Source organism: Actinacidiphila sp. bgisy160 (assembly GCF_965342435.1).
GTDB lineage: Bacteria > Actinomycetota > Actinomycetes > Streptomycetales > Streptomycetaceae > Actinacidiphila.
This window is the reverse complement of the sequence record NZ_CBDRCM010000090.1, coordinates 1-14,852: the sequence shown is the minus strand read 5'-3', so window position 1 is coordinate 14,852 and position 14,852 is coordinate 1. Positions and strand designations below refer to the sequence as shown.

Sequence of the window (14,852 nt, the reverse complement as noted above, 5' to 3'; positions counted from 1 at the left end):
CGGCCTCCTCCAGGACGTCAGCGCAGGTGGGTGCGGACTTCCTCGGCGGCGTCGTCGCCGTAGGCCTTGGTGAAGCGGTCCATGAAGTGGGCGCGCCGCAGCTGGTACTCCTGCGTGCCGAGGGTCTCGATCACCAGCGTCGCCAGCATGCAGCCGACCTGCGCCGCCCGCTCCACGTCGACGCCCCAGGCGAGGCCGGACAGGAAGCCCGCGCGGAAGGCGTCGCCGACGCCGGTGGGGTCGACCTTGGCATCCTCCTCCGGGCAGCCCACGACGATCGGCTCCGCGCCGGCCCGCTCGATCCGGACGCCGCGCGAGCCAAGCGTGGTGACGCGGGTGCCGACCCGGCCGAGGATCTCCGCGTCCGTCCAGCCGGTCTTGGACTCGATCAGGCCCTTCTCGTACTCGTTGGAGAAGAGGTAGGCCGCGCCGTCCAGCAGTATCCGGATCTCGTCGCCGTTCATGCGGGCGATCTGCTGCGAGAAGTCCGCCGCCCACGAGATGCCCCGGGATCGGCACTCCTCGGTGTGGCGGAGCATCGCCTCGGGGTCGTCGGCGCCGATGAGCACGAGGTCGAGGCCTCCGACACGGGCGGCGACCGAGTGCAGCTCGATGAGGCGGGCCTCGCTCATGGCGCCGGTGTAGAAGGAGCCGATCTGGTTGTGGTCGGCGTCCGTGGTGCAGACGAAGCGCGCGGTGTGCAGGACCTCGGAGATCCGCACGGAGGCGGTGTCGACGCCGTGCCGGTCGAGCCAGGCACGGTACTCGTCGAAGTCGGAGCCCGCGGCGCCGACGAGGATCGGCCGGACACCCAGTTGGCCCATCCCGAAGCAGATGTTCGCGCCGACGCCACCGCGGCGTACGTCGAGCGTGTCGACCAGGAAGGAGAGGGAGACCGTGTGCAGCTGGTCGGCGACCAGTTGGTCGGCGAATCGGCCGGGGAAGGTCATCAGGTGGTCGGTGGCGATGGAGCCGGTGACTGCGATACGCACGGCTGGGATGCTCCTGCGGAGGCGGGCGGCGGACGGGACCCTGTCCACGCTACCGGCTGGACCGGTGGGCGCCGACATGGTGAAACTACCCGATAGTAGGGCTTTCTCCCGTGACCCCACGTGCCTATGGTCGTGTCTATGACCACTCCTCTTCCCGCCGCGCCCCTCGGCGACCCCGAGTCGCTCGCCGAGCTCATCGGCGACTGCCGCAAGATGGCCGCGCACTGGGAGGCCCACGTGGAGACCAAGTCCGCCGCGCGGGTCAGCCCCGCGAGCCTGCACGGGATCACGGTGCCGGCCGCGTCGTCGCACGTCGTCGAGGGCATGGCCGAGTACGCCGACTGACCGGAACCGCGAGGCGCTCCGGCCCGTCCAAGTGGCGTCCCCCGGTCGAAGGACCGGGACGTCAACAGCTGTGCGCGGCTGTGCGGAGCCGAAGGAGCCATCGTGGAGAGCGAGCCGACGCGACCGCGCCGCCCGCACCGGTCACCGTGGGTGATGTCGGCGGTCGCCGTCGCCGTGCTGGCCGCCGGGGGCGGCGGCGCCTACTGGGCCTCGTCGAACGCCGAGGGCGGTGTGCCGCACGCCTCGGGCGGCAGTGGGGACGGTTCACCCGAGCCGCTCGAACTGGACGGTGCCACCCGCGGTACCGGCGCCGAGTTCACCGTCCGGGGCGACCTGCCGGACGGTCCCCCCTCCGCGGCGGTACAGCGGCCCGGCGGTGTGCCGCGCGCCGCCGTGGAACGGCTCGCCCGCGCCCTGTCAGTGCCCGGCACGGTGAAGTCCGACCACGGCGTCTGGAAGGCCGGCGGTACGCCGGACGGCGGCGGTCCCGTGCTCCGGGTGAACAAGGACGCGCCGGGCACCTGGGCGTACTCGTATTACGGCGCCGCGCCGCACAAGGGCCGCGCCCCGGCCCGGGACGAGCTCGCGATCCCGGAGGCGGAGGCGCTGCGCAAGGCGGCGCCGGTCCTCGCGGCGCTGGGGCTGAAGGAGGCGCGCACGGACGCGAGCGAGGTCTCCGGGGTGCTGCGCACGGTCACCGCCGACCCGCGGGTGGCGGGGCTGCCCACGCACGGCTGGCGGTCGGCGGTGCGGGTCGCCTCCGACGGGCTGCTGGTCACCGGGTACGGCATGATGGCGCCGCTGACCAGGGGCGACACCTATCCGGTGGTATCGGCGAAGGCGGCGCTCAAGCTGCTGGAGCGCCCCGGTCCGGGCGGTGACCTGGGGATCGGCGACTGCCCCACCGTGGTACCGAAGCCGTCCCGCGGCCCTGGCGACGACCCGACGCTGCCGCAGGTGCTTCCCTGTGTGCCGAACGCGCACCGGCCGATGGAGGTGCGGAAGGCCGAGTTCGGGTTGTCGGCGCAGTTCGTGGCCGGGCGGCAGACGCTGGTGCCGTCCTGGCTCTTCGAGGTGGCGCAGGAGGGCGTGCGGCGCCCCTCGGTGCTGGCCCAGCCGGCGGTGGACCCGGCGTACCTGCGGGGCGGTACGGCCTCCCCCGCACCCTCGGGGACGGCGGCGCCGGGCGCCTCCGCGGCGAAGGTCGAGTCGTACCGCGCCGAGGGCACGGAGCTGACCCTGCGCTTCTGGGGCGGGGTGTGCAGCGACTACACGGCCTCGGCCGACGAGTCCGGCGCGGTGGTGAAGGTCAAGGTCACGGGGGTACGGAAGGATCCGGGTAAGGCCTGCATCATGATCGCCGAACGGTTCTCGCGCACGGTGCGGCTCGACGCGCCGCTCGGCGACCGCGAGGTCGTCGACCTCTTCGACGGCAGCACGGTGCCGCGGAAGTAGGCCGGGCCGCCCGGGAGGGAGCCTCAGGACATGCCGAAGGCGGCGGGCACCCCGGGTGTCCGCCGCCTTCGCGCGGGGCTCAGTGGAACGAGTCGCCGCAGGCGCAGGAGCCGGTGGCGTTCGGGTTGTCGATCGTGAAGCCCTGCTTCTCGATCGTGTCGACGAAGTCGATGGAGGCGCCGCCGAGGTACGGGGCGCTCATGCGGTCGGTGACCACCTTCACGCCGCCGAAGTCCTTCACGACGTCGCCGTCGAGCGAACGCTCGTCGAAGAACAGCTGGTAGCGCAGGCCGGAGCAACCGCCCGGCTGGACGGCGACGCGCAGCGCGAGGTCGTCGCGGCCCTCCTGCTCGAGCAGGCTCTTGACCTTGGAGGCCGCCGCGTCGGACAGGATGATGCCCTCGCTCTGGCTGGTCTCGTCCTGAACCGTCATCTGATCCACTCCCGGGTTGTACGGATGCTGCCACAACGGTGAACCGGTGGCTTCCCGGATTCATTCCTCCGGGTCCGATGCGTCTTCGCGCCATCCATGCTCGCACACCGGGCCCGGTACGGGTAATGCGTCACACTGACGCGAGGGCCATCGTCATTCTGACGCGAACGGGTTATGATAGATAGCGTCATATAGACGAAAAGGTTTGAGCCGCAGTTCCGCAGAGAAAGGGCTTCGGGCCCGTGACCACCACATCCGAACCGCTGGACGTCCAGCCGACCCCGCTCGCCCTGCTCCTCCTGGGCCGCGAGTCCGACCCGCGCAGCGAACGCGGCGTCGACTGTCCCGGCGACCTGCCTGCCCCCTCGGACCCGGATCTGGTGGAGCGCGCCCGCGCCGCCAAGGCCAAGCTCGGCGAGAAGGTCTTCGTCCTGGGCCACCACTACCAGCGCGACGAGGTCATCCAGTTCGCCGACGTGACCGGCGACTCCTTCAAGCTGGCCCGCGACGCGGCCGCCCGCCCCGAGGCGGAGTACATCGTCTTCTGCGGTGTGCACTTCATGGCCGAGTCCGCGGACATCCTGACCTCCGACGCCCAGCAGGTGATCCTCCCCGACCTGGCGGCCGGCTGCTCCATGGCCGACATGGCCACCGCCGAACAGGTCGCCGAGTGCTGGGATGTGCTCACCGAGGCCGGGGTCGCCGACGTCACCGTGCCCGTCTCGTACATGAACTCCTCCGCCGACATCAAGGCCTTCACCGGCCGGCACGGCGGCACCATCTGCACCTCCAGCAACGCCAAGCGGGCGCTGGAGTGGGCGTTCCAGCAGGGCGAGAAGGTGCTCTTCCTCCCCGACCAGCACCTCGGCCGCAACACCGCGGTCCGCGAGATGGGCTTCTCGCTGGAGGACTGCGTCGTCTACAACCCGCACAAGCCGAACGGTGGGGTCACCGCCGAGCAGCTGCGCGACGCGAAGATGATCCTGTGGCGCGGCCACTGCTCGGTGCACGGGCGCTTCTCACTGGACTCGGTCGAGGACGTGCGGGCCCGCATCCCCGGCGTCAACGTCCTGGTGCACCCCGAGTGCAAGCACGAGGTCGTCGCCGCCGCCGACCACGTCGGTTCGACCGAGTACATCATCAAGGCCCTGGAGGCGGCCCCGGCCGGCTCGTCCTGGGCGATCGGCACCGAGCTCAACCTGGTGCGCCGGCTGGCCAAGGCGCACCCCGACAAGCAGATCGTCTTCCTCGACAAGACCGTCTGCTTCTGCTCGACCATGAACCGCATCGACCTGCCGCACCTGGTGTGGGCACTGGAGTCGCTGGCCGACGGCAAGGTCGTCAACCGCATCCAGGTCGACCGGGAGACCGAGCACTTCGCGAAGCTGGCGCTGGAGCGGATGCTCGCCCTGCCGTAGGGGCAGGATGGGCGCATGATCCTGCGCCCGTTACGCGACACCGACGAGGACGCCGACGCGGTGGCGGTCGTGGCCGCCGCCGCGTTCGGCGCCGCCGACGCCCTGCCCGGCGGCGGCCCGCCCGAGGAGATGCCTCCCGAACTGGCCGCCATGCTGCGCCGGCGCAACCGGTACGTGGCGCGCACCGACCCCGGTGGCTGCTGGCTGGCCGTCGACGAGACCTCCGGCATGCCGCTCGGGGTCGCCCTGTCGACCCGCCGCGAGGGGACCTGGGGGCTGTCGCTCCTTGCCGTGCTGCCCTCCGCGCAGCGGCAGGGGGTCGGGCGTGAACTGCTCGCCGCCGCCCTCGCGTACGGGCGCGGCTGCCTGCGCGGCATCATCTGCAGTTCCCCCGACCCGCGGGCGGCGGCGACCTACCGCCGGGCGGGCTTCGCGCTGCACCCCGCGATGCGCCTGGAAGGGCTCGTCCGCAAGGGCGATCTGCCGGCGCCGGACGGCGCGGTGCACGAGGGCTCGGCCAAGCACCGCGACCTGATGGACTCCGTCGACCGGCGCACCCGGGGCGGCGCCCACGGCCCCGACCACGACCAACTCCTCACCGAGTGCCCCCTGTTGGTCGTGGACGACCTCGCCGGCAGCGGCTACTGCTACATCGATCGATACGGGAACGTACGGCTGCTCGCGGCGACCTCGCGGCGACTGGCGTCCCGGCTGCTCACCGCCGCGCTGCTGAGCCTGCCCGAGGGCGTTACCGCGCAGGTCCCCAACCTGACGGCCCAGCAGCAGTGGGCGGTGGACGTGGGGTTGACCGCCGGGCTGGAGCTCGGCACGTCCGGCTGGGTCTGCCTGCGCGGAATGCGTCCGCCGGAGCCGTACATCCCCTCGGGGTTCTTCGCATAGACGCGGCAGGGTCCGGGGCGTTCACGACGCCCCGGACCCTGCGGCGGGTTGTACCGCGCCGGGTCTCAGACCCCGGCCAGCTCGGACTCCTTCCGCGGCTCCGCGTCGCCCGGGCCGTCGGCCTTGGCCGCCCGCTTGAGCGCCTTGCGCTTGGCGCGGCGCTCCTTGCGGATCTCGACCATCGTGTAGAGGGTCGGGACCAGCAGCAGGGTCAGCAGCGTCGAGGTGAGCAGACCGCCGATGACGACCACGGCGAGCGGCTGGGCGATGAAGCCGCCCTCGCCGGTCACCCCGAGGGCCATCGGGAGCAGGGCGAAGATGGTCGCCAGCGCGGTCATCAGGATCGGCCGCAGACGGTGCCGGCCACCCTCGATGACGGCCTCCACGACGCCGTACCCCTGGGCGCGGTACTGGTTGACGAGGTCCATCAGCACGATCGCGTTGGTCACGACGATGCCGATGAGCATCAGCATGCCGATCAGGGCCGGTACGCCCATCGGGGTGCCGGTGACCAGCAGCAGGCCGATCGCGCCGGTCGCCGCGAACGGGATGGACACCAGCAGCACCAGCGGCTGGATCAGGCTGCGGAAGGTGCCGACCAGCAGCATGAAGACGATGGCGATCGCGGCGAGCATCGCGAGTGCGAGCCCGAGGAAGGCGTCGTCCTGGTCGGAGGAGACACCGCCGATCTCGGCGGTGGCGCCCTCGGGCAGGTCGAGCGACTTGATCTTCGCCTGCAGCGCCGCGCTCACCGCGCCGGTGTTGTCACCGGTCGGTTTGGCCGTGATCGTCGCGGCGCGGGCGCCGTCGATCCGGGTCTTCTGCACCGGGCCGGGGGCCTCGACGACCTCGGCGACCTTGCCGAGCTTCACCGGTCCCGCGGGGGTGGGGATGGAGAGCGCCTTGAGCTCGTCGACCGTCCCGGCCCGCTGCTCGGAGACCACGCGCACGTCGCGCTCGGTGTCGTCCAGCACCGCGGTGCCCACGGTCGTACCGCGCACGGCCTGGGTGACGGCGGCACCGATGGCGGCGTCGCTCAGACCGTACCTGGCGGCCTCGGCCTGCTTGGCGTGGACCTCGATGCGGGGCACGCTCTGCGCGAGGTCGCTGGTGACGTCGGTGACGTCGTCCAGTCCGGCGACGGCGTCGCGGACCTGGGCGCTGGCCTTGGCCAGGGTGCCGGCGTCCGCGGCCTTGACCACGACCGACAGGTTCTGGTTGCCGAAGCCGTCGCCGGCGGAGACCGAGGTCGTGCCGGCGCCGTCGAGTGTCTTCAGGCCCGCCCGGATCTCGCCGACGACGTCGGCGCTGTCGTCGGAGTTCTTCAGCTTCACCTGGAAGCTGGCCTGGTTGGCGCCGGTACCGCCGCCGAAGGCCGCCAGGAAGCCGGAGGAGCCGACGGTGACCTGGTAGTCCTGGACCTGGTCGATGCCCTCGAGGAGCTTCTCGACCTTGCGGGCCGCCGCGTCGGAGGCCGTCAGGCTGGTGCCCGGCGGGAGCTGCTGCTTCACGGTCAGGGTGTCCTGATCGCCCTGGTCGAAGAAGTTGGTCTTGAGCATCGGGGCGAGGCCGAAGGTTCCCACCAGGACCGCGACCGCGATCACGATGCTGGTGACACGGCGCCGGGTGGCGAAACGCAGCACCGGCACGTACAGCCGCTGCAGGAGACTGCGGGACTCCTGCTCCTCGGCCCTGCGGCGGATCTCGTCCGGGTCCACGGTGCCCGCGTCGGCCGGGGGCTTGAGGAACCAGAAGGAGAGCACCGGGACGACCGTCAGCGACACCAGCAGCGAGGCCAGCAGCGCCGCGGCGACGGTCAGCGAGAAGGAGCCGAACAGGGCGCCCACCATGCCGCCGACCAGGCCGATCGGCACGAAGACGGCGACCGTGGTGAGCGTCGAGGCGGTGACCGCGCCGGCCACCTCGCGCACGGCGGTGATGATCGCGGCCTGCTTCTCCTCGCCGTAGGCCAGGTGCCGCTTGATGTTCTCCAGCACCACGATCGAGTCGTCGACGACCCGGCCGATGGCGATGGTCAGCGCGCCCAGGGTGAGCATGTTGAGCGACAGGCCGCGGGTCCACAGCACGATCAGGGTCAGCACGACGGAGAGCGGGATGGAGACCGCGGTCACCAGCGTCGAGCGCAGCGACGCCAGGAAGACCAGGATGATCACGACCGCGAAGAGCAGGCCGAGCAGTCCCTCGGTGGTCAGTCCGTCGATGGACTTGGAGACCGCGGGGCCCTGGTCGCTGACGACGGTGAGCTCGGCACCCTTGCCGAGGTCGCGCTCGAGGCCGGCCAGCTTGTCCTTGACGGCCGAGGAGATCGCGACGGCGCTGCCGTCCTGGTCCATGGTGAGGGCGACGCCGAGGCTGGGCTCGCCGTCGGTCCGGGTGATGGAGGCCGCGGCGTCGGGGCGCTCCGCGACGGTGGCGACGTCACCGAGGCGCACGGGCTTCGGGGCCGCGGGGATCCGCAGGTCCTGGATCTCCCGCACCGAGGCGTACTCGCCGCCGACCTGGACGGTGCGGCTCTTGCCGCTGTCGTCGAAGGAGCCGGCCGGGACGGCGTGGCCACCGGCCTGCAGCGCCTGCACGAGGGCGGCGGCGCCGAGCCCCCGGGCGGCGAGCTTCTTGTCGTCGGGGGTGACGGTGACGATCCGGTCCTGGACGCCGGTGACGGTCACCTGGCCGACGCCGTCGATGTCCTGCAGCACCGGGACGACCGAGCGGTCGAGCGCGTCGGCGAGGGCCTGCTGGTCCATGCCGGTGGAGGTGGCGGCGAGGACGACGGTCGGGATGTCGTCCGTCGAGCCGGCCACGACCTGCGGGTCGGCGTCCTCCGGCAGGCGCGAGGAGACCCGGTTCACGGCCTGCTGGACGTTGGCCACCAGCTTGTCGCTGTCGGCGCCGTAGTCGAACCGGGCCATGATCACGGCAGCGCCCTCGCTGGCCGTGGACGTGATGCCGGTGATGCCGTCGACGCCCTTGACGCCGTTCTCGATCGGCTCGACGACCTGCTTCTCGACGACGTCGGGGGACGCGCCCGGGTAGGTCGTGATCACCGACACCATGGGCAGGTCGATGGAGGGCAGCAGCTGCTGCTTGAGGGACGGTATCGCGATGGCGCCGAAGCCGATGGCGACCACCGCCATCAGCGCCACCAGACTGCGCTGGGCAAGGCTGAATCGGGACAGCCAGGACATCGTGGTGCGGTCTCTTCTCTGTGCTCGCAGTGCTCGGATGGTCTCGGGTTGCGGACTTTTGTCAGCCCACGCCACTTTCTCCTGTCGTGGAGGGTGGTTTCCTCAGCCCGAGGTCGTGATCGCTCGCGGGGGCGTACTGCGGATGCGGTACGTGCCGGTCGTAGTCAGCGCGGGGCGGGGCGCACCAGACCCGACTCGTACGCGGCGACGACCAGCTGCGCGCGGTCGCGGGCGCCGAGTTTGGCCATGGTGCGGTTCACGTGCGTCTTGACGGTGAGCGGGCTCACCCCGAGGCGCTCGGCGATCTCGTCGTTCGGCAGCCCCAGCGCCACCTCGACCAGCACCTCGCGTTCGCGTGCCGTCAGGGCGTCCAGGTCCGGGGCGGCCGGTCCGCCCTCCGAGGGCAGCGGGCGCCGGCCGCCGCCCTGCGCCAGGAACTGCGCGATCAGGCTCTTGGTCGCCGACGGGGACAGCAGCGCGTCGCCCGCGGCGACGGTGCGGATCGCGGCGAGCAGCTCCTCCGGCTCGGCGCCCTTGCCGAGGAATCCCGCAGCGCCGGCGCGGATCGCCTGCGCGACGTACTCGTCGGCCTCGAAGGTCGTCAGGACGAGGACCGACACGCCGGTCAGGTCCTCGGCCGAGGTGATCTCGCGGGTGGCGGCGAGGCCGTCCGCGCCGGGCATGCGGATGTCCATCAGGACGACGTCCGCCCCGGTGTCGCGGGCGAGCGCGACGGCCTCGGCGCCGTCCGAGGCCTCCCCCACGACCTCCATGTCCGGCTCGGACTCCACGAGGACCCGGAACGCGCCGCGCAGCAGCGCCTGGTCGTCCGCGAGCAGCACCCTGATCATGCCGGGATTCTCCCATCCCCCCGCGGGGCGGCCGGCCGGCCCGGCACCGTCAGCGGCAGGCGTGCGTGGACGCGGAAGCCGCCCTGGGCGCAGGGACCGGCCTCGCAGGTGCCGCCGAGGGCCGCGACCCGCTCGCGCATGCCGATCAGGCCGTGGCCGCCGCCCGCGGTGCCTGGGGGCTGCGGACTGCCGCCGCGGTCGGTCACGGTGACCTCCAGCGCCGCGTCGCCGCGCGCGATGCCGATCCGCGCCCGCGCGCCCGGGCCGGCGTGCTTGTGGACGTTGGTGAGCGACTCCTGGATGACCCGGTACGCGGTGAGGTCGACGCTCGCGGGAAGCGTGCCGGTGTCCTCCTCGACGACCTCCACCGGCAGCCCGGCCCGTCGGAAGCCGTCGACGAGCTGGTCCAGCACACCGAGGCCGGGCGCCGGTTCCATGGGGGCGGCGGGGTCCCCGGACTGCCGCAGAAGGCCGACGGTCGCACGGAGCTCGTCCAGCGCGGAACGGCTCGCCTCCCGGACGTGCGCCAGGGCTTGCTTCGCCTGGTCGGGGCGGCTGTCCATGACGTGGGCGGCGACGCCTGCCTGCACGTTGACCAGGGCGATGTGGTGGGCGACCACGTCGTGCAGCTCCCGCGCGATGCGCATCCGCTCCTCGGCGACGCGGCGCTTGGCCTCCTCCTCCCGGGTGCGCTCGGCCCGCTCGGCCCGCTCCTCGACGGCGGCGACGTAGGCGCGGCGGTTGCGGGTGGCCTCACCGGCGGCGGCCGCCATGCCGCTCCACGCGAACAGGGCGATGTTCTCGGCGGAGTACCAGGGCCGGGCCCCGAAGAGCATGGCGATCGCGGGCAGCAGCAGGCAGGTGGCCAGGCCCAGCCGGAAGGTGGTGGTGCGGTCGGTGCGCGTGGAGGCGGAGAAGAGCGCGACGACGACGGTGGCGGCCACCGGGGCGCGGCCCTCCCCGGTCGCGGTGAGCACGTAGACCACGGTGACCGCGCCGGTGAAGGCCAGGACGCCCAGCGGCCGGCGCCGGCGTAGCAGCAGCGCGGCGGAGCCGAGGACGGCCAGCAGGATGTCGGGGACCGAGGCGTCGTACCGCTCGGTGTGCGGCCCGATGAACATGTTGCCGAGGATCACCGCGAGGACGGCGAGCGCCAGCCCGGCGTCAAGGGCGATGGGGTGGGCCTGCGGCCACAGCCGGGCCCGGTCCCTCATTGATCGATGCTGCACGCTCATCAACGGTACGGGCCCCCACGGACGACCGTGCCCCGGCCCGGTGCGGTACCGGGCCGGGGCACGTGGCGAGTGCGCTGGTCGGCTGGGTGTCAGCCGGGGATCAGTCCTCCCCCGGACTCCGTCCGGGAGGAAAGCCCCTCCTTGAGCATGTCCCGGACCTCCTCCAAGGTGGCGTCCGGGGTCGGCAGGATCAGCTCGGACGGCTCCAGGGAGTCGTCCGGCAGCGGTGTGCCGAGCCGCCGGACGGCGTCGAGGAGCGCGGTGAGCGTGCGCCGGAACCCGGCCTCGTCACCGCTCTCCATCTCCGCCAGGAGCTCGTCGTCGAGCTTGTTGAGTTCGGCGAGGTGGCTCTCCTCCACCGTCACCTGGCCCTCGCCCATGATCCGTACGATCACGACGCCCTCCTCAGGGGTGTCTCAACTCTTGTCGAACCGGGGCTGGTCCTGGGTCTGGGGCTGGGCCTGGCCCTGCTGCTGTCCGCCCTCGATGGCCTGCTGCGGCGAGCCGCCGGCCAGCTCGGCCTTCATGCGCTGCAGCTCCAGCTCGACGTCGCTGCCGCCGGACAGGCGGTCGAGCTCCGCCTGGATGTCGTCCTTGGCGATGCCGGTCGGGTCGTCGAGGGCGCCGGAGGCAAGCAGCTCGTCCAGGGCGCCGGCCCGGGCGCGCAGCTGCTCGGTCTTGTCCTCGGCCCGCTGGATCGCCAGGCCGACGTCGCCCATCTCCTCGGAGATGCCGGAGAAGGCCTCGCCGATCTGCGTCTGGGCCCTGGCCGCGCTGTAGGTGGCCTTGATGGTCTCCTTCTTGGTGCGGAAGGCGTCCACCTTGGCCTGCAGACGCTGGGCGGCGAGGGTGAGCTTCTCCTCCTCGCCCTGCAGCGTCTGGTGCTGCGTCTCCAGGTCGGTGACCTGCTGCTGGAGGGCGGCACGACGCGACAGCGCCTCGCGGGCCAGGTCCTCCCGGCCCAGGGCGAGCGCCTTGCGGCCCTGGTCCTCGTACTTCGAGGACTGCTGCTGCAGCTGGTTCAGCTGCAGCTCCAGGCGCTTGCGCGAGGTCGCGACGTCCGCGACACCGCGCCGCACCTTCTGCAGCAGCTCCAGCTGTTTCTGGTACGAGTAGTCGAGGGTCTCGCGCGGATCCTCGGCCCGGTCAAGGGCCTTGTTGGCCTTCGCGCGGAAGATCATCCCCATCCGCTTCATGACACCGCTCATGGGCCTCGCGCGCCCCCTTCATTCAGCTCGCCAGCACACCTCTACAGACCCCACAGTACGGGCCCTGGTTCCATTACCCCACTGTTCTGTTGCGGATGCGCTCATCCTTAGGAACGATCACAGTTCGATGACCTCAGGCGCAGGGAGTAGGTGAGGGGCTGGGGGTCCCGTCGGCGAGCACGTAACCTTGGAGTCGTGTTCCGACGTCGTTCCCAAACCGAGCAGACCGCGTCCACCACTGTGGTGGAGGACCGGCAGCCCCGCGACCCGCAGGCTCCCAAGGGTCGCCCCACCCCCAAGCGCAGCGATGCCCAGACGCAGCGCCGCAAGGCGGTGAATACGCCCACCGACCGCAAGGCTGCCACCAAGCAGGCCCGTGAGGCCCGGCGCGCCGATCTCGCCAAGCAGCGCGAGGCGCTGATGAACGGCGACGAGCGGTACCTGCCCGCCCGTGACAAGGGCCCGGTGCGCAAGTTCGCCCGCGACTACGTGGACTCGCGGTTCCGTGTGGCGGAGTTCTTCCTGCCGCTGGCCGTGGTCATCCTCGTGCTGAGCATGCTCCGCAACCCCGCGCTGCAGAACATCTCGCTGCTGCTGTGGCTCGTGGTGATCGTGCTGATCGTCGTCGACTCGGCCATCACCGGGTTCCTGCTCCGCCGCGAGCTGGCCAGGCGCTTCCCGGACAAGCCCACCAGGGGCGCCGTCGCGTACGCCCTCATGCGGACCCTCCAGATGCGCCGACTGCGCCTGCCGAAGCCGCAGGTCAAGCGCGGCACCAAGCTCTGAGCGGGAACGGCGCCTTCGCCGGCGCCGCCGGCTCGTGGCTGGACCGGCTCGGCGGACTGCGGAACACCGTGCGGCAGGAGCTGGTCGCGCGTCAGCTCGACGAGCAGATCACCGCGCGCTTCCCCGTGGGGCGCCGGCTCAGGATCCTCGACGTCGGCCCCGGTCAGGGCACCCAGGCGCTGCGGCTGGCCCGTGCCGGTCACCTGGTCACCGGCCTGGAGGCCGACCCGGAGATGGCGGCCGTGCTGCGCGAGGCGGTGGCCGCGGAGCCGGAGGGCATACGCGAGCGGATCACCCTCGTCGAGGGCGACGGCCGGGAGACCGGCCGGTACTTCGGGCCCGGCAGTTTCGACGTGGTGCTCTGCCACGGTGTGCTGATGTACGTGCCCGAACCGGACGCCTTGGTCGCCGGGCTCGCGCGGGTGCTGGCCCCCGGCGGACTGCTGTCGCTGCTGGTGCGGAACGCCGACTCGCTGGCGATGCGGCCCGCGCTGCAGGGCGACTGGTCCGGCGCCCTGGCCGCCTTCACGACCGACAGGTACACCAACCGGCTCGGGCTGCCCGCCCGCGCCGACCGGCGCGCGGACCTGACGACGACCCTCAGCGCCATCGGCGCGCCGCTGCACGCCTGGTACGGGGTGCGGGTCTTCACCGACACGGCGCCCGACGACGCCGCGGACGTGCCGGAGGAGCTGCTGGCCGCCGAGGAGCTGGCCGGGCGTACCGACCCCTACCGGGCGGTCGCGGCACTGCTGCATCTGTGCGGCGTACGGAACTGACCGGGGCGGGATACCGGGGACGGGGTGCCGCGAACGCGACACTTCGCTCATGCGCGATACGAAGCAGAACCCACGGCGGCCGATGGCGGCGCTCCGGGCGGCGGCCCTGCTGCTGGCCGTCGCGTGCTGCGGGGGTGTGACCGCCGGATGCACGGGGGGCTCCCCGTCCCCCAGCGCGGCGTCCTCGGCGCCCGCGCCCGTCGCCGCCTCAGAGGCGGCCGGCGCCCGCGATCTGGAGCGCGCCTACCAGCAGGTGGTCAAGGCGGTCCTGCCGTCCGTCGTCCAGATCAACACCTCCGAGGCGCTGGGCTCCGGCATCGTCTACGACACCAAGGGCCACATCGTCACCAACGCCCACGTCGTCGGCAGCGCCGACACCTTCGAGGTCACCCTCGCCAACAGCGACACCCCGCACAAGGGCCGGCTGGTGTCCTCCTTTCCCGAGCAGGACCTGGCCGTCATCGAACTCGACGACCCACCGAGCGGGCTGCGCGCGGCGTCATTCGGGCGCTCACGCGACGTCCAGGTGGGGCAGATCGTGCTCGCCATGGGCAGCCCGCTCGGCCTGAACAGCAGCGTCACGCAGGGCATCGTCTCGGCCGTCGACCGCACGGTCAGCGAGTCCGGGAACGGGGGCGGCGCGGGCGCCACCCTGGCCGACCTGGTGCAGACCTCGGCGCCCATCAACCCGGGCAACAGCGGCGGCGCGCTGGTCAACCTCTCCGGTCAGGTCATCGGCATCCCGACGCTCGCCGCGGTCAACCCCACCATGGGCGACTCGTCCGCGCCGGGCATCGGCTTCGCCATCCCCTCGGCCACCGTCACCCGCATCGCGGACCAGATCATCAAGCACGGCAAGGTCGTCGACTCCGGCCGCGCGGCGCTGGGCATCACCGGGCGCACCGTCCTCGACGAGAACTTCCAGCCCGCCGGGGTGGGCGTCGTCGAGGTCACCGGGGGCGGGGCGGCGGACAAGGCCGGGATCAAGCCCGGGGACGTCATCACCGATGTCGGGGGCGCCGACATCACGACCCTCCAGTCGCTGTCCGAGGCCCTGGTCCAGCACGCCCCCGGCGACACGGTGGACGTCACCTACCAGCGCGGCAGCAGCGAGAAGACCGTCAAGGTCACGCTGGGGCAGCTCCGTTAGGCCCGGTCGTCGAAGTCCCTCCCCCGGAGTTCTCTGCTTCGGCGACAGGGCCTCGCGGCCGGACGTGCAGCGGGGGCCCGGGGGCGTGGGGGGT

Annotated in this window: 14 protein-coding genes; 7 read left to right on the top strand and 7 right to left on the bottom strand. The window is 72.2% G+C overall.

Annotation, left to right across the window (positions count from 1 at the left end; translation table 11 throughout):
* Positions 1-17 precede the first annotated feature (17 nt).
* Positions 18-992, bottom strand: a complete 975-nt coding sequence (locus ACRWNP_RS35885; RefSeq protein ID WP_431969019.1) for a carbohydrate kinase family protein — start codon at positions 990-992, stop codon at positions 18-20.
* 138 nt (positions 993-1,130) lie between these two features.
* Here ACRWNP_RS35885 and ACRWNP_RS35880 point away from each other — a divergent pair, with 138 nt between their 5' ends.
* Together ACRWNP_RS35880 and ACRWNP_RS35875 are read left to right on the top strand one after the other, a co-directional pair.
* Positions 1,131-1,337: a hypothetical protein gene (locus ACRWNP_RS35880; protein ID WP_431969017.1), complete on the top strand. Its 207-nt coding sequence runs from the start codon at positions 1,131-1,133 to the stop codon at positions 1,335-1,337.
* 102 nt (positions 1,338-1,439) lie between these two features.
* Positions 1,440-2,792 carry a hypothetical protein gene (locus tag ACRWNP_RS35875; protein ID WP_431969015.1) on the top strand — a complete coding sequence of 451 codons (1,353 nt, stop codon included), beginning with the start codon at positions 1,440-1,442 and terminating at the stop codon, positions 2,790-2,792.
* A gap of 79 nt (positions 2,793-2,871) precedes the next feature.
* Here the strand turns inward: ACRWNP_RS35875 and ACRWNP_RS35870 are convergent, their stop codons facing one another.
* A complete protein-coding gene (locus tag ACRWNP_RS35870) occupies positions 2,872-3,225 on the bottom strand; it encodes a HesB/IscA family protein (RefSeq protein ID WP_431946412.1) in 354 nt (117 codons plus the stop codon).
* A gap of 242 nt (positions 3,226-3,467) precedes the next feature.
* Here ACRWNP_RS35870 and nadA point away from each other — a divergent pair, with 242 nt between their 5' ends.
* Together nadA and ACRWNP_RS35860 are read left to right on the top strand one after the other, a co-directional pair.
* Positions 3,468-4,643, top strand: a complete 1,176-nt coding sequence (gene nadA, locus ACRWNP_RS35865) for a quinolinate synthase NadA (protein WP_431969013.1) — start codon at positions 3,468-3,470, stop codon at positions 4,641-4,643.
* 15 nt (positions 4,644-4,658) lie between these two features.
* Positions 4,659-5,543 carry a GNAT family N-acetyltransferase gene (locus tag ACRWNP_RS35860; RefSeq protein ID WP_431969011.1) on the top strand — a complete coding sequence of 295 codons (885 nt, stop codon included), beginning with the start codon at positions 4,659-4,661 and terminating at the stop codon, positions 5,541-5,543.
* A 65-nt stretch (positions 5,544-5,608) separates the two neighbouring features.
* Here the strand turns inward: ACRWNP_RS35860 and ACRWNP_RS35855 are convergent, their stop codons facing one another.
* The 5 genes from ACRWNP_RS35855 to ACRWNP_RS35835 all read right to left on the bottom strand — a co-directional run bounded on the left by ACRWNP_RS35855 (position 5,609) and on the right by ACRWNP_RS35835 (position 12,043).
* Positions 5,609-8,749, bottom strand: a complete 3,141-nt coding sequence (locus tag ACRWNP_RS35855; protein WP_431969009.1) for an efflux RND transporter permease subunit — start codon at positions 8,747-8,749, stop codon at positions 5,609-5,611.
* Positions 8,750-8,913: 164 nt separating this feature from the next.
* A complete protein-coding gene (locus ACRWNP_RS35850; protein ID WP_431969007.1) occupies positions 8,914-9,600 on the bottom strand; it encodes a response regulator in 687 nt (228 codons plus the stop codon).
* Positions 9,597-10,814 (bottom strand): sensor histidine kinase, encoded by a 1,218-nt coding sequence (locus ACRWNP_RS35845; RefSeq protein ID WP_431969005.1) that lies wholly within the window; start codon positions 10,812-10,814, stop codon positions 9,597-9,599. The genes ACRWNP_RS35850 and ACRWNP_RS35845 overlap by 4 nt, the downstream gene beginning before the upstream one ends.
* Before the next feature lie 110 nt (positions 10,815-10,924).
* A complete protein-coding gene (gene pspAA, locus ACRWNP_RS35840) occupies positions 10,925-11,230 on the bottom strand; it encodes a PspA-associated protein PspAA (protein WP_431969003.1) in 306 nt (101 codons plus the stop codon).
* Positions 11,231-11,251: 21 nt separating this feature from the next.
* Positions 11,252-12,043: a PspA/IM30 family protein gene (locus tag ACRWNP_RS35835; RefSeq protein ID WP_431969001.1), complete on the bottom strand. Its 792-nt coding sequence runs from the start codon at positions 12,041-12,043 to the stop codon at positions 11,252-11,254.
* Between the two features lie 150 nt (positions 12,044-12,193).
* Here ACRWNP_RS35835 and ACRWNP_RS35830 point away from each other — a divergent pair, with 150 nt between their 5' ends.
* From ACRWNP_RS35830 to ACRWNP_RS35820, 3 genes are all read left to right on the top strand, one after another.
* Entirely contained in the window at positions 12,194-12,829 is a 636-nt protein-coding gene (locus ACRWNP_RS35830; RefSeq protein WP_431968999.1) for a DUF3043 domain-containing protein, read from the top strand.
* A 68-nt stretch (positions 12,830-12,897) separates the two neighbouring features.
* Positions 12,898-13,608, top strand: a complete 711-nt coding sequence (locus ACRWNP_RS35825; RefSeq protein WP_431968997.1) for a class I SAM-dependent methyltransferase — start codon at positions 12,898-12,900, stop codon at positions 13,606-13,608.
* A gap of 49 nt (positions 13,609-13,657) precedes the next feature.
* Complete coding sequence (locus tag ACRWNP_RS35820; protein WP_431968995.1) at positions 13,658-14,758, top strand: S1C family serine protease; 1,101 nt, start codon at positions 13,658-13,660, stop codon at positions 14,756-14,758.
* Positions 14,759-14,852: the final 94 nt, after the last annotated feature.

Excerpts from the sequence above, each read along its gene's own strand:
- ACRWNP_RS35880 (WP_431969017.1), top strand. The coding sequence starts at position 1,131 with ATGACCACTCCTCTTCCCGCCGCGCCCCTCGGCGACCCCGAGTCGCTC.
- ACRWNP_RS35870 (WP_431946412.1), bottom strand. The coding sequence starts at position 3,225 with ATGACGGTTCAGGACGAGACCAGCCAGAGCGAGGGCATCATCCTGTCC.
- ACRWNP_RS35860 (WP_431969011.1), top strand. The coding sequence starts at position 4,659 with ATGATCCTGCGCCCGTTACGCGACACCGACGAGGACGCCGACGCGGTG.
- ACRWNP_RS35855 (WP_431969009.1), bottom strand. The coding sequence starts at position 8,749 with ATGTCCTGGCTGTCCCGATTCAGCCTTGCCCAGCGCAGTCTGGTGGCG.
- ACRWNP_RS35850 (WP_431969007.1), bottom strand. The coding sequence starts at position 9,600 with ATGATCAGGGTGCTGCTCGCGGACGACCAGGCGCTGCTGCGCGGCGCG.
- ACRWNP_RS35845 (WP_431969005.1), bottom strand. The coding sequence starts at position 10,814 with ATGAGGGACCGGGCCCGGCTGTGGCCGCAGGCCCACCCCATCGCCCTT.
- ACRWNP_RS35835 (WP_431969001.1), bottom strand. The coding sequence starts at position 12,043 with ATGAGCGGTGTCATGAAGCGGATGGGGATGATCTTCCGCGCGAAGGCC.
- ACRWNP_RS35820 (WP_431968995.1), top strand. The coding sequence starts at position 13,658 with ATGCGCGATACGAAGCAGAACCCACGGCGGCCGATGGCGGCGCTCCGG.